Raw genomic sequence first — 18,386 nt, forward strand, 5'->3', positions numbered from 1 at the left:
GTCAGGGGTCAGCCGCCCTTGTCCAGGAACCGCTCGGCATCCAGCGCCGCCATGCAGCCGAAGCCCGCCGAGGTGATCGCCTGGCGGTAGTGCTGGTCGGTGACGTCGCCGGCGGCGAATACGCCGGGGATGTTGGTCGCGGTGGCGTTGCCGTTGAGGCCGGACCTGATCTTCAGGTAGCCGTTCTCCATCTCCAGCTGGCCCTCGAACAGGCTGGTGTTCGGGGTATGGCCGATCGCGACGAAGAAACCGTGCACGGGGATGTCGCGGGTGCTGCCGTCCTGCACCGACTTCACGCGCACGCCGGTCACGCCGGCCTCGTCGCCCAGCACTTCGTCGACCACGTGGTGCCAGACGAACTCCACCTTGCCTTCCTTCTCCTTGGCGAACAGGCGGTCCTGCAGGATCTTTTCCGAACGCAGGGTGTCGCGGCGATGCACCAGGTAGACCTTGCTGGCGATGTTCGCCAGGTACAGCGCTTCCTCGACCGCGGTGTTGCCGCCGCCTATCACCGCCACTTCCTGGCCGCGGTAGAAGAAGCCGTCGCAGGTCGCGCAGGCGGACACGCCGCGGCCCTTGAACTTCTCCTCCGATTCGATGCCCAGGTACTTGGCGGTCGCGCCGGTGGCGATGACCAGCGCGTCGGCGGTGTAGGTGCCGCTGTCGCCGACCAGGGTGAACGGACGCTTCGACAGGTCGGCGGTATGGATGTGGTCGAAGATGACCTCGGTGTTGAAGCGCTCGGCATGCTCCTGCATCTGCGCCATCAGCCCCGGGCCCTGCAGGTCGTGCGGGCCGCCGGGCCAGTTCTCGACCTCGGTGGTGGTCATCAGCTGGCCGCCCTGCTGCAGGCCGGTGATCAGCACCGGGTTGAGGTTGGCGCGGGCGGCATAGACGGCGGCGGTCCAGCCGGCGGGGCCGGAACCCAGGATCAAAAGGCGGGCATGCTTCGGCGAAGGGGTGGAAGCGCTCATGTATACTCGGATTGAGGTTGGAAACAGGTGCTGTCGGGCATGCGGAAAGGAGCTGCATGCGCGATGCCGATGCGCATAGAGTGGCGGTGCGGGCAAGTCGAATCAAGGCGCAAGAATGGAATGCGCCGATGCGATGCGAAGCCCGCCAGCGTCGACAAGCTGCGCCGGGGCCGCGGCTTTTTTTGTGGCGACGGCAGCCGGGAACCCGGGCTGGAAAGCCTCGCAGATTCGTTTATTATCAAACACTAACGGAACAATCCTAAGGTTCGGAAAAAAGGTGGCAAAACAGCTTCCGGAACGTGCAGCGGGGAAGGGCGCCAAGGCGGCTGCCCGCAAGTCGTCATCGCCACCGAACCCGCGCCGCCAACGCCTGTGGCGCGACATCGCGCTGATCCTCATCGCGCCATTCCTGCTGTACCTGCTGGCCTGCCTTTTCACCTATTCGCCCGACGACCCGGGCTGGTCGCAGTCGACCGGCAGCCTGCTGAGCCCCATCCACAACCTCGGCGGCCGGGTCGGCGCTTGGCTGGCCGACGTGCTGCTGTACCTGTGCGGCTATGTCGCCTTCCTGCTGCCGGTGATCCTCGGCGCGATCGCCTGGATCGCGCTGTTCGGCATGGACAGCGACGGCGACGGCGATGCCGACCTCGGCCCGGCGCTGCGCCTGGTGGGCATGGTCGGTTTCCTGATCTCCGCCACGGGCCTGCTGTTCATGCGCGGGGTGTCGGCGGAACATTTCTCGGCCGGGCCGGGCGGCATCCTCGGCAGGCTGGTCGGCGGTTCGCTGAATTCGCTGTTCGGCAGCCTCGGCGGCAACCTGTTCCTGCTGGCGCTGTTCCTGGTGTCGGTCACGCTGGCCACCGGCCTGTCGTGGTTCGCGGTGATGGAACGCATCGGCGGCTGGGTGATGCAGCTGCCCTTGCTGTGGCGCCGCGGCACCCAGCAGGCCGAACAGTGGCAGCAGACCCGCGCGCTGCGCGAGGAACGCGAGGAAGTGCGCAAGGTCGATGCCGTGCAGCGCCTGCGCCGCGAGCCGGTGAAGATCGAGCCGCCGGCGCCGGCGGGGGTGGGGAAGAGCGACCGCGCCAAGCGCGAGCAGCAGATCCCGCTGTTCCACGGCACCGGCGGCGACGGCTCCGGCCTGCCGCCGCTGGCCCTGCTCGACGATCCCAAGCCGCAGGCCAAGGGCTATTCCGAGGAAACCCTGGAAACCCTGTCGCGGCAGATCGAATTCAAGCTCAAGGACTTCCGCATCGACGCGCAGGTGGTCGGCGCCTATCCGGGGCCGGTGATCACCCGCTTCGAGATCGAGCCGGCGCCCGGCATCAAGGTCAGTTCGATCAGTTCGCTGGACAAGGACATCGCGCGCGGCCTCAGCGTCAAGTCGGTGCGCGTGGTCGACGTGATCCCCGGCAAGTCGGTGATCGGCCTGGAGATCCCGAACACCAGCCGCGAGATGATCTACCTCAGCGAACTGCTGCGTTCGAAGGAATACGACAAGTCCGCCAGTCCGCTGACGCTGGCGCTGGGCAAGGACATCGCCGGCCGCCCGACCGTGGCCGACCTGGCGCGCATGCCGCACCTGCTGGTCGCCGGCACCACCGGCTCCGGCAAGTCGGTCGCGGTCAACGCGATGGTGCTGAGCCTGCTGTACAAGGCCACGCCGCAGGACCTGCGGATGCTGATGATCGACCCGAAGATGCTGGAACTCAGCGTCTACCAGGGCATTCCGCACCTGCTGGCGCCGGTCGTCACCGACATGAAGGAAGCGGCCAACGGCCTGCGCTGGTGCGTGGCCGAGATGGAGCGCCGCTACAAGCTGATGAGCGCGGTCGGCGTGCGCAACCTGGCCGGCTTCAACAAGAAGGTGAAGGACGCCAAGGACGCCGGCCAGCCGCTGCTCGACCCGCTGTTCAAGCCGAACCCGGAACTGGCCGAAGCGCCGCCGGCGCTGGAAGAACTGCCCTTCATCGTCATCTTCATCGACGAATTCGCCGACATGATGATGATCGTCGGCAAGAAGGTCGAGGAACTGATCGCGCGCCTGGCGCAGAAGGCGCGCGCCGCCGGCATCCACCTGATCCTGGCCACGCAGCGGCCATCGGTCGACGTGATCACCGGCCTGATCAAGGCCAACGTGCCGACCCGCATCGCATTCCAGGTATCGAGCAAGATCGACAGCCGCACCATCCTCGACCAGAGCGGCGCGGAAACGCTGCTCGGCAACGGCGACATGCTGTACCTGCCGCCGGGCACGGCGATGCCGGAACGCATCCACGGCGCCTTCGTCAGCGACGAAGAGGTGCACCGCGTGGTCGAGCACATCAAGGCCAGCGCGCCGACCAACTACATCGAAGGCGTGCTGGAGGAAGTGCAGGGGATGGGCGACGGCGTGGTCGTCGGCGCGACCGGCCTGCCGGAGTCGGCCGCGGCGAGCGATCCGGAAAGCGACCCGCTGTACGACGAGGCGGTGAAGATCGTCACCGAAAGCCGCCGCGCGTCGATCTCCGGCGTGCAGCGTCGGCTCAAGATCGGTTACAACCGCGCGGCGCGGCTGATCGAGGCGATGGAAGCGGCCGGGGTGGTCTCGCCGCCGGAGCACAACGGCGACCGCACGGTGCTGGCGCCGCCGCCGCGCTGATTTGCTTTTTCGCGGGGAGTACCGGATGCGACTGATCGTGTTGTTCCTGCTGGCCGCATTCGCGGCTCCGGTCGCGTTTGCGGACGAGGTCGCGGACGCGCAGCAGCCCGCCGCCCAGGAAGCCGCCAACAACTCCAGCTTCGTCCGCTACCGCGCCGACTACGAGGTACGCGCCGACGCCACCAGCGTCGAGATCGACGAGTACGAAATCCTGATCAAGACCAAGGCCGGCGTCGACGACTGGAGCCAGGTGCGGCTGAGCTACAGCGAGAAGATGGAGGCGCTGGAAGTCCTTTCCGCGTACACGCTGACGCCGGACGGCCGGCGCCACGACGTGCCGGCCGACAAGATCTACAACCAGGAAAGCTATTCCAGCGCCTCGGCCGCGATGTACGCCGACCGCAAGGTCAAGGTCATCGTGTTCCCGAACCTGTCGCCGGGCACGCGGCTGGTCTATTCGTTCCGCAAGACCCAGAACATCCCGTACTTCCCCGGTTATTTCAGCCTGTGGGAGACCTTCAGCCGCCTGACCGAATACGCCGATGCCCGCGTCACCCTGACCGCGCCGGCGGACCTGCCCATGCACGTCTTCGTGCGCGACGTGCAGGGTGGCGACCGGCCGGCGGTGAAGGACGGGATCGCGCGCTGGACATGGACCTTCAGCAACCCGACGCCGATGAAGGTGCAGCACTGGAGCGCCGCGGCGTGGGAGTTCAGCCCGACGATCATGGCCAGCACCTACGCGGATTATTCGGCGATGGGCCGTGCCTACCAGCTGAAGGCCGGCGAGGCGGCGAAGGTCACGGCGGCGGTGCAGGCGCGCGCCGACGAGATCACCCGCGGCATCGCCGACCGCCGCGCGCAGGCGGCGGCGATCTACGAATGGGTGGCGAAGAACATCCGCTACGTCGCCGTGTACCTGGGCAACGGCGGGCTGGAACCGAATTCGGCCGGCAGCATCCTCGCCAACCGCTACGGCGACTGCAAGGACCACACCGTGGTCCTCGAGGCGCTGCTCGCGGCCAAGGGCATCGCCAGCACGCCGGTGCTGATCGGCGCCGGCGGCGGACCGACCCTGCCGGCGGTCGCGGTGCTGGGGCGCTTCAACCACGCGATCACCTACGTGCCGGAATTCGACCTGTACCTGGATTCGACCAGCCCCTACGCGCGCTTCGGGCAATTGCCCGGCAACGACCTCGGCGCGCCGGTGGTGCACACCGCGGACGGGAAGATCGCGCGCACGCCGCCGAACAATCCGTCGGTGAACGCGCTTCGCGCCACCGTGTCGTTCGCTTTCTCCGGCAACGGCGACGTGACCGGCCGGACCACGCTGGACAACGGCGCCAGTTCGGAAATCGGCCTGCGCGCCAATTTCGCCCAACTGACCGCGCAGAACCGCAGCCGCATCGAGGAATCGATCATCGCCAGTTCCGGCTTCAACGGCAGCGGCAGGCTCGATGTCCTGGGCGACCCGCACGACCTGGGCCGGCCGTTCGGCTACGCCTATGCATTCACCGCCCGCGACTACGTCGATTTCGGCTCGGTCGGCGGCATGGTCCTGCCGGACATGCCCGGCGCCGATTCGATGCGCGACATCTATGCCTCCGCATCCAGCGAAACCAACCTGACGCCGTTCTATTGCACCGAAAGCCTGCGTGAGGAGACGTACGAGCTCGCGTTCCCGGCGGACGTGCCGATCATCGCCATCCCGAAGAGCGAGCGTTACCGCAACGCCGCCGGCGAGTACGACGTGGAATGGAAGCGGGAAGGGCAGGTGGTGACGGCAACCCACCGCCTGCACCTCAATGCGATCCACGGCGACGACAAGCTGTGCCAACCGGGCGATTACGCCGCCTTCCGCGAGTTGTTCCAGCAGGTGCGCCGCGGCTTCCGCGGGCAGATCGTCTATGGCGACCTGAAGACGGTCCAGGTCGCTGGCGACGCGAAATAGCTTTTGCAGGCCTGCGCGCACGACTCCAGCCTGCGGAAACCTCGGGCACAAGAAAGGGCAGCCGAAGCTGCCCTTTCTCGTTTCCCGAATCCAGCGATCAAAGCGCCTCGAAAATCCCCGCTGCACCCATGCCGGTGCCGATGCACATCGTCACCATGCCGTACTTCTTCTGATGGCGACGCAGGCCGTGGACTATCGTCGCGGTGCGGATCGCGCCGGTGGCGCCCAGCGGGTGGCCAAGCGCGATGGCGCCGCCCAGCGGGTTGACCTTGGACGGGTCGAGCTCGCAATCCCGGATCACCGCCAGCGACTGCGCGGCGAAGGCTTCGTTCAACTCGATCCAGTCGAGCTGGTCCTTCGTCAAGCCGGCCTGCTTCAGCGCCTTCGGGATCGCCGCGATCGGGCCGATGCCCATCACTTCCGGGCGCACGCCGGCGACCGAGAAACTGACGAAGCGGGCCAGCGGCGTCAGGCCGTAGTCCTTGACCGCCTGTTCCGAAGCCAACAGCACCGCACCGGCGCCGTCGCTCATCTGCGACGAGTTGCCGGCCGTGACGCTGCCACCGAACTGCTGGTTGCGGAAAACGGTGCGCAGCTTGGCCAGGCCTTCCAGCGTGGTGTCCGGGCGCGGGCCTTCGTCGGTGTCGACCAGCTTCTTCTTCAGCTGGATCGTGTTGCCGGCCAGGTCGGGCAGGTGCGACAGCACCTCGTACGGGCTGATTTCCTGCTTGAACTCGCCGGCCTGGATCGCGGCGATCGCCTTCTGGTGCGAGGCGAGGGCGAAGGCGTCCTGGTCCTCGCGGCTGACCTTCCATTCCTCGGCCACCTTCTCGGCGGTGATGCCCATGCCGTAGGCGATGGCGACGTTCTCGTTCTTCGCGAACACCTGCGGCGACAGCGCCACCTTGTTGCCCATCATCGGCACCATCGACATCGACTCGGTGCCGCCGGCCAGCATCAGGTCGGCGTTGCCCAGGCGGATTTCGTTGGCCGCCAGCGCCACGGCCTGCACGCCCGACGAACAGAAACGGTTGATGGTCTGCGCGGCGATGGTGTTCGGCAACCCGGCCAGCAGCAGGCCGATGCGCGCCACGTTCATGCCTTGCTCGCCCTCGGGCATCGCGCAGCCGATCACGGCGTCGTCGATGCGCGAGACGTCGATGCCCGGCGCCTGCGCGACGACCGACTTCAGCACGTGCGCCAGCAGTTCGTCGGGGCGGGTATTGCGGAACACGCCCTTCGGGGCCTTGCCCACCGGGGTGCGCGTGGCGGCGACGATGTAGGCGTCCTGGATTTGCTTGCTCATTTCAGTATGTCCTTGTCGTCGAATCAGTTGCGGAGCGGCTTGCCGGTCTTGAGCATGTGCTCGATGCGCGCCTGCGTCTTCGGCTGCTGCGCCAGTTCGACGAAGTGCTTGCGCTCCAGCTTCAGCAGCCACTCCTCGTCGACGATCGAGCCGCGGTCCACTTCGCCGCCGCAGACCACGGTGGCGATGCGGCTGGCGATCTCGTAGTCGTATTCGCTGATGAAACGGCCTTCCAGCATGTTGACCAGCAGCATCTTGAAGGTGGCGATGCCGACGTCGCCGGCGACCCGCACGCGTCGCGCCGGCAGCGGCGGGCGGTAGCCGGTCTCGGCCAGCGCCAGCGCTTCCTTCTTCGCGATGTACAGCAGTTCGTAGGCGTTGAACGCGACCTTGTCGCCGGCGCGCATCAGGCCCAGCTCCTTCGCTTCCAGCGCCGAGGTCGAGACCTTGGCCATCGCCACGGTTTCGAAGGTCTTCTTCAGCTCGGCGAACACGTCGCCGCCCGGGCCGGCCGCCGCGGAAGCGCGCACCGCCAGTTCCTTCAGGCCGCCGCCCGCGGGCAACAGGCCGACGCCGGCCTCGACCAGGCCGATGTAGCTTTCCAGCGACGCGACCGTGCGCGCCGAGTGCATCTGGAACTCGCAGCCGCCGCCGAGGGCGAGGCCGCGCACCGCCGCGACCACCGGCACCAACGCGTACTTGATGCGCTGGCTGGTGCGCTGGAAGTTGGCGACCATCGCCTCGAACTCGGCGATCCTGCCGGCTTGCAGCGCGCCGAGCGCACCGGCCAGGTCGGCGCCGGCGGAGAACGGCTCCTTGTCCTGCCAGAGCACCAGGCCCTTGAACTTGCCTTCGGCGATGCCGACCGCTTCCTGCAGGCCGTCGAGCACCGCGTCGGAAACGGTGTTCATCTTGGTCTTGAACGAGACCACGCCGATGTCGTCGCCGTCGGTCCACAGGCGCACGCCGTCGTTCTCGAACACGGTTTCGCCCTTGCTGAAGGCCTCGCCCAGCAGCGGATTGGGGAAACGCTGGCGCTGGTAGACGGGCAGGGCGGAGCGCGGCAGCTTGGCGTTCTTCGCCGGGCTGTAGCTGCCTTCCGCGGTGTGCACGCCTTCGCGGCCGTCGAACACCCAGTTCGGCAGCGCGGCACTGCTCATCGCCTTGCCGGCGACGATGTCGTCGGCGATCCACTGCGCCACCTGCTTCCAGCCGGCGGCCTGCCAGGTCTCGAACGGGCCCAGGCTCCAGCCGTAGCCCCAGCGGATCGCCAGGTCGACGTCGCGCGCGGTGTCGGCGATGTCGGCCAGGTGGTAGGCCGAATAATGGAACAGGTCGCGGAACACCGCCCACAGGAACTGCGCCTGCGGATGCCGGCTTTCGCGCAGCCTGGCGAACTTCTCGGCCGGGTTCCTGAGCTTCAGGATCTCGACCACTTCCGGCGCGGCGACGCGGTCGGAGGCGCGATAGTCCTGCTTCTCCAGGTCGAGCACGACGATGTCCTTGCCGACCTTGCGGAAGATGCCGGCGCCGGTCTTCTGGCCCAGCGCGCCCTTGGCGATCAGCGCATCCAGCCACGCCGGCGACTTGAAGTACTTGTGCCACGGGTCGTCGGGCAGGGTGTCGGCCATGGTCTTGATGACGTGGGCCATGGTGTCCAGCCCGACCACGTCCGAGGTGCGGTAGGTCGCCGACTTCGGCCGGCCGATCAGCGGGCCGGTGAGCGCGTCGACCTCGTCGAAGCCGAGCTTGAACTCGGCGGTGTGGTGCGCGGTGGCGAGGATCGAGAACACGCCGATGCGGTTGCCGATGAAATTCGGCGTGTCCTTGGCGTAGACCACGCCCTTGCCGAGGGTGCTGGTCAGGAAGGTCTCGAGGCCTTCGAGCACCGCCGCGTCGGTGGTGCGGGCCGGGATCAGCTCGGCCAGGTGCATGTAGCGCGGCGGGTTGAAGAAGTGCACGCCGCAGAAGCGGTGGCGCAGTTCCTCCGGCAGCACCTCGGCCAGCTTGTTGATGCCCAGACCGGAGGTGTTGCTGGCCAGCACCGCGTGCGCCGGCACGAACGGGGCGATCTTCCTATACAGGTCCTGCTTCCAGTCCATCCGCTCGGCGATCGCCTCGACGATCAGGTCGCAATCCTTCAGCAACTCGGCGCCCGAATCATAGTTGGCGGGAGTGATGGCCTCGGCCAGCGCCTTGCTGGCCAGCGGGGCGGGGCTGAGCTTGCCCAGGTTGGCGATCGCCTTCAGCACGATGCCGTTGGGATCGCCTTCCTTCGCCGGCAAGTCGAACAGCACGGTGTCGACGCCCGCATTGGTCAGGTGGGCGGCGATCTGCGCGCCCATCACGCCGGCGCCGAGCACGGCTGCCCGTCGGACAAGTAGTTTCTGAGACATTTTCGTCAACCCTTTGTAATTAAAGGAAATAAAATCAGCTATTCAGCCCGGCGGCCGCGAAATGGATCAGTTCGCGCGCGGCGCGCTCGCGGTGCGCCTTCTCGGTGACGCCATCGGGACGGCGGATCATCCCGAAATCGGCCATGGCGTAGGTCAGCGCGCCGGCGATGAAGTCCAGCCGCCAGTACAACTGCTCCTTGCTCAGCGCCGGCACGCAGGCGGCGATGGCCTTGGCGAACTCGCGCAGCACGTGGCCGTAGTGTTCGGACAGGAAACGGCGCAGGCTGTCGTTCTTCTCGGCGTAGGCGCGGGCGATCACCCGCACGAAGGCGCCGCCGCCGTGGCGGTCCTGGGCCATGGCCAGCGCCGGCTCGATGAAGGCGGCGAGGACCGGCTCCAGTTCGCCGGGGTGCTTTTCCTTCGCCTCGCGCAGGCTGCGCAGGCGCAGCTCGGTCATCTCGTCCATGCGTCGGCGGAACACCTCGTTGACCAGGTTTTCCTTGCTGCCGAAGTGGTAGTTGACCGCGGCGATGTTGACGTCGGCGCGGCTGGTGACCTGGCGCAGCGAGGTGCCGGCGAAGCCGTGCTGGGCGAACAGTTCCTCGGCCGCACCGAGGATGCGGTCCTTGGTCGAGAAGTGGCTGGCGTGGGACATGTCGGTAGAGGGCCGGGCAGGGCCTGAATCAAACGCTTGTTTGATTGTGGGTGCGGGCCGCGACTTTGTCATGCTGCTCTGCAGCAAAACCGTGTGGCCGGGCATTCCAATGGCGGCTTTGGCCGGTTACAATTTCGTCTACGCAGTTTCGTCTAAGCCCGCGTTTTGACGCGGGTTTTTTTCATTGCTAACCTGCGGGCTTCACCTCGAGTGGCCCGCCCAACGGAGACCAAGTCCATGGCGCTGGAGCGCACCCTGTCGATCGTCAAGCCCGATGCCGTCGCCAAGAACGTCATCGGCGAAATCTATGCCCGTTTCGAAAAGGCCGGTCTGAAGATCGTCGCCGCGAAGATGAAGCACCTGTCGCGCCGCGAAGCCGAAGGCTTCTACGCCGTGCACAAGGAGCGTCCGTTCTTCAACGCGCTGGTCGAATTCATGACCAGCGGCCCGGTCGCGATCCAGGTGCTGGAAGGCGAGAACGCCGTGCTCAAGCATCGCGAGATCCTCGGCGCCACCAACCCGAAGGAGGCCGCGCCGGGCACGATCCGCGCCGACTTCGCCGACAGCATCGACGCCAACGCCGCGCACGGTTCGGACTCGGTCGAGAACGCGAACATCGAGATCGCGTACTTCTTCGCCGCGACCGAAGTGTTTTCGCGCTGAGTGATGCAGTCGTGAGCGGCCACGGGTTCGCACCGATCGAATTGAAGCTGGCGGCGGACGCCCCGTCCGCCGCCGCGCCCGTGCCCGCGAAGCAGAACCTGCTCGACCTCGACCGCGAGGGCATGGAGAAGTTCTTCGTCGAAACCCTCGGCGAACAGAAGTTCCGCGCCCACCAGGTGATGAAGTGGATCCACCACCGCTACGTCACCGACTTCGACCGGATGACCGACCTCGGCAAGGCCTTGCGCGCCAAGCTGCAGGAGCACGCCGAGGTCGTCGTCCCCAACGTCGTCTTCGACAAGCCTTCCGCCGACGGCACGCACAAGTGGCTGCTCGGCATGGGCGTCGACGGCAAGAACGCCGTCGAAACCGTCTATATCCCCGACAAGGGCCGCGGCACGCTGTGCGTGTCGTCGCAGGTCGGCTGCGGCCTGAACTGCACGTTCTGTTCGACCGCCACCCAGGGCTTCAACCGCAACCTGAGCACCGCCGAGATCATCGGCCAGGTCTGGATCACCGCGCGCGACCTCGGCAACGTGCCGGCGCAGAACCGCCGCCTCACCAACGTGGTGATGATGGGCATGGGCGAGCCGTTGCTGAACTTCGACAACGTCGTGCGCGCGATGAACATCATGCGCGACGACCTCGGCTACGGCCTGGCCAGCAAGCGGGTGACGCTGTCCACCTCCGGCCTGGTGCCGATGATCGACCGCCTGTCGACCGAGACCGACGTGTCGCTGGCGGTGTCGCTGCACGCACCGAACGACGCGCTGCGCGAGCAACTGGTGCCGCTGAACAGGAAGTACCCGATCGCCGAACTGATGGCCTCGTGCGTGCGCTGGCTCAGGCACAACAAGAAGCGCGACTCGGTGACCTTCGAATACACGCTGATGAAGGGCGTCAACGACCAGCCGGAGCACGCGCGCCAGCTGGCGCAGCTGATGCGCAAGTTCGGCAATGCCGCGCAACTGAAGGATGCGGCCAAGGTCAACCTGATCCCGTTCAACCCGTTCCCCGGCACCCGCTACGAGCGCGCGCCGGAGGAAGACATCCGCGCGTTCCAGAAGATCCTGCTGGATGCGCACGTGCTGACCATGGTCAGGCGCACCCGCGGCGACGACATCGACGCCGCCTGCGGCCAGCTGAAGGGGCAGGTGATGGACCGGACTCGCCGCCAGGCCGAGTTCAAGCGCAAGTTGCAGGCACAGGGAGTGAACGATGCGGCTGCGTGAGGCGCTCGTGCCGCTCCTCGTCCTTGCGCTGTCCGCGACGGCCTGCTCGCGCCTGACCTTCATCCGCCCCGCCTCCAAGATCGAACGCTACGAGCCGGCGGCGCCCGCGTACAGCGTCCACGACAGCGAACAGACCAAGCGCCGGCTGGCCGCGCAGGAACGCCTGCAACTGGCCTCGCAACGCCTGCAGGCCGGCGACATCGCCACCGCCGAGCGCCAGGCGCGACTGGCGCTGAAGCGGAACCCGGACTCGGCCGGGGCGCACACCCTGCTGGCCATCATCGAGCAGAGCCGCGGCCAGCAGGAAGCCGCCGGCGCCCACTACCGGCAGGCGGCCGAACTGGCCCCGGCCGATGGTGGCGTGCTGAACAATTACGGCGCGTGGCTGTGCGGCAACGGCTACCCGGCCGAAGCGCTGGTCTGGTTCGACCGCGCCCTGGCCGCGCCGAATTACGCCACCCCGGCAGCGGCGCTGGCCAACGCCGGCGGCTGCGCACTGAAAAGCGGGCAGTACGAGCGCGGTGAACGCGACCTGCGCAAGGCGCTGGAGCTCGACCCGGTCAATGCCTATGCGCTGGCCTCGATGGCGGAAGGCGAATTCAGGCAGGGTCGCTATTTGGAAGCGAGGGCGTTCACAGAACGGAGACTTGCCGCTGCACCGGCGAACGCCGACGTGCTACAACTCGCGCGTAATATAGAGAATGCGCTCGGCGACAGGGTTGCCGCCAGTCGATACGAACAGCGGTTGCGGACGGAGTTCCCGGATGCCGCGAACACCACGACCAACGCCCCGGGGAGGGCATCCGAGCCATGACTGCTGATTTGCCGAACGAGTTTCGCCAGGGCAGTGCGCCGGAAGGCGCCGGCCTGGGCGTCGGCGCGCTGTTGCGCGAAGCCCGCGAACGCAGCGGCCTGAGCCTGCAGGAAGTCAGCCAGAGCCTGAAGATGCAGGTCCGCGTGCTGGAATCGCTGGAGCACGAGCGCTGGGAGCAGCTCAGCGCGCCGGTCTTCATCCGTGGCCAGCTGCGCAGCTACGCCAAGTTGCTGAAGGTCGACATCGAACCCTTCTTGCAGCAGTTCCAGGCCCAGGCGCCGCGCCCGGCCGAACTGGTCAGCCACAGCCACACCCCGCCGTACCAGCGCCTGCTCGAGAACGTCGGCCGCCGCTCGCTGTACGTGGTGCTCACCCTGTGTTTCTTCGCCATCCCGGTGTGGCTGGCGACGCGGCCGCACGTCGAGAGCCGGCCGCAGGCGACCGCGCCGCTGGATGTGGTCCCCGCCGGCCCGGCGGCCGTCGCGCCGTCCGACCCGATCGCCGCTTCGCTGGCGCCGCTGCCGCGTCCCGCCGCGCCCGCGCTGAGCCTGCGCTTCAACGGCGAAAGCTGGGTGCAGATCGTCGCCGCCGACGGCAGCACGATCGAGCAGGGCCTGGTCAAGGCCGGCGAACAGCGCAGCTTCGCCACCGGTCAAGTGGCCCGCATGGTGATCGGCAACGTCACCGAGGTCGAGGTTCAGCAATCCGGTAGTACGGTGGACATGACGCCGTACCAGCGAGCGAACGTCGCCCGCTTTACGGTATCCTCTGACGGTTCCCTGTCCCCGGTCGCCGACTGACCCGAGTCGTCCGGCCTGCGCCAGGGGCCGACGAACTCAACCGGAACCAAGACCCCGTCGGAACGGGGCACAGAGAACGCATGGCGATCGACGAACTGCTCGACGAACACGAACAAGGCGAACGCGTCCGCAACTGGCTCAGGAACAACGGCGCCGGCTTGCTCGGCGGCATAGCACTGGGCCTGGCGCTGATCTTCGGCTGGCAATGGTGGCAGAAGCGCCAGCAGCAACAGCACGAACAGGCCTACCACGACTACCAGGGCGCCGTCGAAGCGCTGCGCCCGCAGGGCGGCAAGCCCGTCGACACCAAGCAGGCGCAAGCCGCCGTGGCCAAGCTCGGCGACGGCGTCTATGCCGGGCTGGCGGCGCTGCAGCTGGCGCGTGCGCAAGTGGATGCCGGGCAGGCCGATGCCGCCATCGCCACGCTGCGCGCGATCCAGCCCGATCCTTCGCTGCAGGGCCTGGTGAACCTGCGCTTGGCGCGCCTGCTGACCGAGACCGGCAAGCCCGACGAGGCGCTGAAGCTGCTCGTTGCGCAGGATCCGGCGTCGCTGGAGGCACGCGGCGACGCGTTGCTGGCCGCCGGCAAGCGCGACGAGGCGCGCGACGCCTACCTCAAGGCCCTGACCGGCATCGACGTGGCCGCGCCGGAGCGCCGCCTGCTCGAACTCAAGCTCACCGACGTCGGCGGCACCCCGCCCAAGCCCGCGGAGTCCGTCTGATGAAAACCGCTTCCCGTTCCTTTTCGGGCACCCTTGCCCGTGCGGCTTCGTTGCTGTTGCTCGCCATCGCCCTGTCCTCGTGCAGCACGGTCAAGGGCTGGTTCGGCGGCAACAGCGAGAAGGCGCAGGCGAAGAAGGCCGCCGAGCCGGTCGAGCTGTCCGATTTCACCCCGACCGCGCATGTCTCCAAAGTCTGGAGCGCCAATGTCGGCGAAGGCGAGAAACACCTGGGCCTGGGCCAGGCCCCGGCGGTCGCCGACGGTCGCGTCTACGCCGCCGCCGCCGAAGGCAGCGTGTTCGCGCTGGACCTGCAGACCGGCCGCGAACTGTGGCGCTACAAGCCGGAAAAGCGCCGCAAGCTCAGCGAGGCCGAGGAAGCCAAGCTGCTGGCGTCGGAAGAACAACTGCCCGATTTCGAAAGTGACGCGGGCGAGCAGACCGAGGCCGACAAGCAGCGCACCAAGCAGCAGCTGAAGGCGGCCAAGCAGGAGCGCAAGCTGGCCAAGCAGCTGGCCAAGCGCATGGCCAAGGAAAAACTCGACTGGTTCTTCACCGGCGGCCCCGGCGCCGGCGACGGCCTGGTCGCGGTCGGCACGCTCGACGGCCAGGTGATCGCGCTGGACGCGGCCACCGGCGCCGAGAAGTGGCGCGCCAAGGTTTCCAACGAAGTCATCGCCGCGCCCGCAGTCGGCCAGGGCTACGTGCTGGTGCGCAGCAACGACGGCACCGTTACCGCCTTCGATGCCGCCAGCGGCGAACGCCGCTGGTTCTCGCAGCGCGAGCTGCCCAGCCTGACCGTGCGCGGCAATGCCTCGCTGACCCTCGGCCCGGGCATCGTGTTTTCCGGCAACGACGACGGCACCATCAGCGCGATGAGCCTGCGCGACGGGCGGCCGCTGTGGGAACAGCCCGTGGGCGTGCCGGAAGGCCGCACCGAACTGGAACGCATGGCCGACGTCGACGGCGCCCCGGTGCTCGACGGCACCACGATCTACGCGACCAGCTACAAGAAGGAAACCCTGGCCATCGACGGCCCCAGCGGGCGTCCGCTGTGGGTGCGCGACACCGGCGGTGCCGGCGGCCTGGGCCTGTCCCCCGGCAGCGTGGTGGTGTCCGACCCGGGTGGCGTGGTCTGGGCGCTGGACCGCAACAGCGGCGGCGCATTGTGGTCGAACCCGAACCTGGCGCGGCGTTCGCTGACCGCGCCGACGGTGCAGGGCGACTACGCCGTGGTCGGCGATTACGATGGCTACGTGCACTGGCTGCGCCTGGACAACGGCGAGTTCGCCGCGCGCGAGCGCGTCGGCGGCGACCCGGTACGGGCCAAGCCGGTGCTGGCCGGCGACCTGTTGCTGGTGCAGAACACCGAAGGCGAAGTGACCGCGTTCCGCCTGCAATAACCTCATCGTCGCCGACGGTCGCAGCGCGCAGAGCCGGGTCCGCCCGGCTCTGCGCCTTTCGGCGCCGGGCGAACCCCGCGGCGAAAAGCGGTTACGCTTTGCCGAATTTCCATTCCGACCCGAACCCTTCCCATGCTTCCCCTCGTCGCCCTCGTCGGCCGCCCCAACGTCGGCAAATCGACGCTGTTCAACGCGCTGACCCGCAGCCGCGACGCGCTGGTGCACGACCAGCCGGGCGTGACCCGCGACCGCAACTACGGCGTCTGCCGGCTGCAGCCGGACCGGCACTTCGTCGGCGTCGACACCGGCGGCATCGCCGAGCAGGAGCAGGGGCTGGCCGGCGCCACCGCGCGCCAGGCCCGCGCCGCGGCCGAGGAGGCCGACCTGGTGCTGTTCGTCGTCGACGGCAGGGAAGGCGCCTCGGCGCTGGACGACGACATCCTGCGCTGGCTGCGCAAGGCATCGCGGCCGACGCTGCTGGTGATCAACAAGATCGACGGCATGAACGAAACCGCCGTGCGCGCCGATTTCGCCCGTTACGGCTTCGCCGACATGCTCGCCGTCTCCGCGGCGCACCGGCAGGGCATCGACGAACTGCTCGCCGCGGCGCTGCAGCGCCTGCCGGAAGAGGGCGAGGCCGAAGTCCTCGACGAGGATCCGTCGCGGATGCGCATCGCCTTCGTCGGCCGCCCGAACGTCGGCAAGTCGACGCTGGTCAACCGCCTGCTCGGCGAGGAACGGATGATCGCCTCGGAAGTGCCGGGCACGACGCGCGATTCGATCGCCGTCGACCTCGAGCGCGACGGCCGCAAGTACCGGCTGGTCGACACCGCCGGCCTGCGCCGCAAGTCGAAGGTGGACGAGGCGGTGGAGAAGTTCTCGATCGTCAAGACCCTGCAGGCGATCGAGCAGTGCCAGGTCGCGGTGCTGCTGCTCGACGCCAGCGAGGGCGTCACCGACCAGGACGCCAGCGTGCTCGGCGCGATCCTCGACGCCGGCCGCGCGCTGGTGGTCGCGGTGAACAAGTGGGACGGGCTGACCGCCTACCAGCGCGAGCAGGCGTTGAACCTGCTGTCGCTGAAGCTGGGCTTCGTCAACTGGGCCGAGGCGGTGCAGATCTCCGCCAAGCACGGCTCCGGCCTGCGCGAGCTGTTCCGCGCCATCCACCGCGCGCACGCCTCGGCGACCAGGGAATTCGGCACCAGCGAAGTCAACAAGGCGCTGGAAATCGCCGTCGAATCGAACCCGCCGCCGAGCATCCGCGGCCACGTCTCCAAGCTGCGCTTCGTGCATCCCGGCGGCAGCAACCCGCCGACCTTCGTCGTCCACGGCACCCGCCTGAAGGCGTTGCCGGAGTCGTACAAGCGCTACCTGGAGAACTTCTTCCGCAAGCGTTTCAAGCTGGTCGGCACCCCGGTGCAGTTCGTGTTCAAGGAAGGCGTGAACCCGTACGAAGGCCGCAAGAACGCCTTGACCGAGCGCCAGGTCGCGCGCAAGCGCCGGCTGATGCGGCACGTGAAGCGCGGCAAGTAATCCGCTGCGTTCCGGCACGCGGCCGCCACGCGTGCGCCGATGGCGCGATAATGCCGCCATGGCCGGTCTCGAAATCCCCCCGCTCGAAGCGCTGCGCCGGCTCGCCCGCGGCGCGACGCTGGTCGACGTGCGCGAAACCCACGAACGCGCCGGCGGCCAGGCCGAGGGCGCGCTCGGCGTGGCGCGCGGCGAACTCGAATCGCATCCCGACGATTTCCTGCCGCGGCACGACGCCGAAATCCTGCTGATCTGCCAGGCCGGCAAGCGTTCGGCCGAGTGCGCCGAGAAACTGCGCGCCGCCGGCTATGCCCACGTGCATTCGGTGGAGGGCGGCACCACGCGCTGGATCGCCGAGGGCCTGCCGGTGGAGGTCCCGCAGGCCGATGCCGACACGCGCGACTTCAACGAGCGCTATTCGCGCCACCTGCTGCTACCGGAGATCGGCGTCGAAGGACAGCGCAGGCTGGAGGCATCGCGGGTGCTGCTGGTCGGTGCCGGCGGCCTCGGTTCGCCGGCCGCGTTTTACCTCGCCGCCGCCGGAGTGGGGCACATCCGCATCGCCGACGACGACGTGGTCGACCGCAGCAACCTGCAACGGCAGATCCTGCACACCGACGCGCGCATCGGCGAAGCCAAGGTCGCGTCGGCGGCGCAGGCGCTGTCGGCGCTGAACCCGCGGACGCAAGTCGAGGCCGTCGCCGAGCGCATCACGTCGGGCAATGTCGAACGCCTGCTCGACGGCGTCGACGTGGTCGTCGACGGCGCGGACAACTTCCCCGTGCGATACCTGCTCAACGACGCCTGCGTGAAGCTGGGCAAGCCGCTGGTGTATGGCGCGGTGCAACGCTTCGCAGGGCAGGTCGGCGTGTTCGACGCCGGCCGCCATCGCGGACAGGCGCCGTGCTATCGCTGCCTGTTCCCGGAACCGCCGCCGCCAGAGTTCGCGCCGAACTGCGCCGAGGCCGGCGTGCTCGGCGTGCTGCCGGGCGTGATCGGCCTGCTGCAGGCCAACGAGGTGATCAAGCTGCTGCTCGGCATCGGCGAACCGCTGGCCGGCCGCCTGCTGCATTTCGACGCGCTGGCGGCGCGCTTCCGCGAGATCCGGCTGCCCCCCGATCCGGAATGCGCCGTCTGCGCGCCGGGCCGCGAATTCCCCGGCTACATCGACTACGCGGCGTTCTGCAGCGGCGCTTCCCCGGCCGGAAGCTGACGGCGCCGCATCGCGAGGGTGCGGCCGTCGCGGATTTCGATATACCCTGTCCGCCGGAGAAGAAGGATGCATTCCCCCGTGCATCCGGT

General features: G+C 68.1%; 14 protein-coding genes. 10 read left to right on the top strand and 4 right to left on the bottom strand.

Annotated elements, in window-relative coordinates; all coding sequences use genetic code 11:
• Window positions 1-8: 8 nt before the first annotated feature.
• Window positions 9-974, bottom strand: a complete 966-nt coding sequence (trxB, locus tag CSC71_RS07135) for a thioredoxin-disulfide reductase (RefSeq protein WP_162373672.1) — start codon at window positions 972-974, stop codon at window positions 9-11.
• Between the two features lie 277 nt (window positions 975-1,251).
• Here trxB and CSC71_RS07140 point away from each other — a divergent pair, with 277 nt between their 5' ends.
• Both CSC71_RS07140 and CSC71_RS07145 read left to right on the top strand, forming a co-directional pair.
• Window positions 1,252-3,615 (top strand): DNA translocase FtsK, encoded by a 2,364-nt coding sequence (locus CSC71_RS07140; protein WP_162373673.1) that lies wholly within the window; start codon window positions 1,252-1,254, stop codon window positions 3,613-3,615.
• Between the two features lie 34 nt (window positions 3,616-3,649).
• The gene (locus CSC71_RS07145; RefSeq protein WP_425501927.1) at window positions 3,650-5,566 is read left to right on the top strand and encodes a DUF3857 domain-containing transglutaminase family protein; all 1,917 of its coding nucleotides are present in this window, start codon (window positions 3,650-3,652) and stop codon (window positions 5,564-5,566) included.
• Between the two features lie 97 nt (window positions 5,567-5,663).
• On the opposite strand, the gene CSC71_RS07150 is transcribed toward CSC71_RS07145, so the two are convergent.
• Genes CSC71_RS07150 through CSC71_RS07160 form a run of 3 tightly spaced genes read right to left on the bottom strand, consistent with a single transcriptional unit; the run spans window position 5,664 to window position 9,923 of the window.
• Complete coding sequence (locus CSC71_RS07150) at window positions 5,664-6,872, bottom strand: acetyl-CoA C-acyltransferase (protein ID WP_162373675.1); 1,209 nt, start codon at window positions 6,870-6,872, stop codon at window positions 5,664-5,666.
• A 23-nt stretch (window positions 6,873-6,895) separates the two neighbouring features.
• The gene (locus tag CSC71_RS07155) at window positions 6,896-9,268 is read right to left on the bottom strand and encodes a 3-hydroxyacyl-CoA dehydrogenase/enoyl-CoA hydratase family protein (RefSeq protein WP_162373676.1); all 2,373 of its coding nucleotides are present in this window, start codon (window positions 9,266-9,268) and stop codon (window positions 6,896-6,898) included.
• A 34-nt stretch (window positions 9,269-9,302) separates the two neighbouring features.
• Complete coding sequence (locus tag CSC71_RS07160; RefSeq protein ID WP_162373677.1) at window positions 9,303-9,923, bottom strand: TetR/AcrR family transcriptional regulator; 621 nt, start codon at window positions 9,921-9,923, stop codon at window positions 9,303-9,305.
• Window positions 9,924-10,160: 237 nt separating this feature from the next.
• Between CSC71_RS07160 and ndk the strand changes: the two genes are divergently transcribed.
• From ndk to moeB, 8 genes are all read left to right on the top strand, one after another.
• Entirely contained in the window at window positions 10,161-10,586 is a 426-nt protein-coding gene (gene ndk / locus CSC71_RS07165) for a nucleoside-diphosphate kinase (protein WP_162373678.1), read from the top strand.
• Window positions 10,587-10,621: 35 nt separating this feature from the next.
• Window positions 10,622-11,818 carry a dual-specificity RNA methyltransferase RlmN gene (gene rlmN, locus CSC71_RS07170; protein ID WP_425501928.1) on the top strand — a complete coding sequence of 399 codons (1,197 nt, stop codon included), beginning with the start codon at window positions 10,622-10,624 and terminating at the stop codon, window positions 11,816-11,818.
• On the top strand, window positions 11,805-12,632 hold the full coding sequence (gene pilW, locus CSC71_RS07175; RefSeq protein WP_162373680.1) for a type IV pilus biogenesis/stability protein PilW: 828 nt from the start codon (window positions 11,805-11,807) through the stop codon (window positions 12,630-12,632). Before rlmN ends, pilW begins: the two co-directional genes overlap by 14 nt.
• Window positions 12,629-13,432, top strand: a complete 804-nt coding sequence (locus CSC71_RS07180; protein WP_162373681.1) for a helix-turn-helix domain-containing protein — start codon at window positions 12,629-12,631, stop codon at window positions 13,430-13,432. Before pilW ends, CSC71_RS07180 begins: the two co-directional genes overlap by 4 nt.
• Before the next feature lie 80 nt (window positions 13,433-13,512).
• Window positions 13,513-14,154 carry a YfgM family protein gene (locus CSC71_RS07185; RefSeq protein WP_162373682.1) on the top strand — a complete coding sequence of 214 codons (642 nt, stop codon included), beginning with the start codon at window positions 13,513-13,515 and terminating at the stop codon, window positions 14,152-14,154.
• Window positions 14,154-15,554 (top strand): outer membrane protein assembly factor BamB, encoded by a 1,401-nt coding sequence (gene bamB / locus CSC71_RS07190; RefSeq protein WP_162373683.1) that lies wholly within the window; start codon window positions 14,154-14,156, stop codon window positions 15,552-15,554. The genes CSC71_RS07185 and bamB overlap by 1 nt, the downstream gene beginning before the upstream one ends.
• 132 nt (window positions 15,555-15,686) lie before the next feature.
• Window positions 15,687-17,087 carry a ribosome biogenesis GTPase Der gene (der, locus tag CSC71_RS07195; RefSeq protein WP_162373684.1) on the top strand — a complete coding sequence of 467 codons (1,401 nt, stop codon included), beginning with the start codon at window positions 15,687-15,689 and terminating at the stop codon, window positions 17,085-17,087.
• A gap of 58 nt (window positions 17,088-17,145) precedes the next feature.
• A complete protein-coding gene (moeB, locus tag CSC71_RS07200; protein WP_162373685.1) occupies window positions 17,146-18,297 on the top strand; it encodes a molybdopterin-synthase adenylyltransferase MoeB in 1,152 nt (383 codons plus the stop codon).
• Window positions 18,298-18,386: the final 89 nt, after the last annotated feature.

Origin of the sequence: Pseudoxanthomonas sangjuensis (assembly GCF_010211755.1) — a bacterium.
Taxonomy (GTDB): Bacteria; Pseudomonadota; Gammaproteobacteria; order Xanthomonadales; family Xanthomonadaceae; genus Pseudoxanthomonas_A; species Pseudoxanthomonas_A sangjuensis.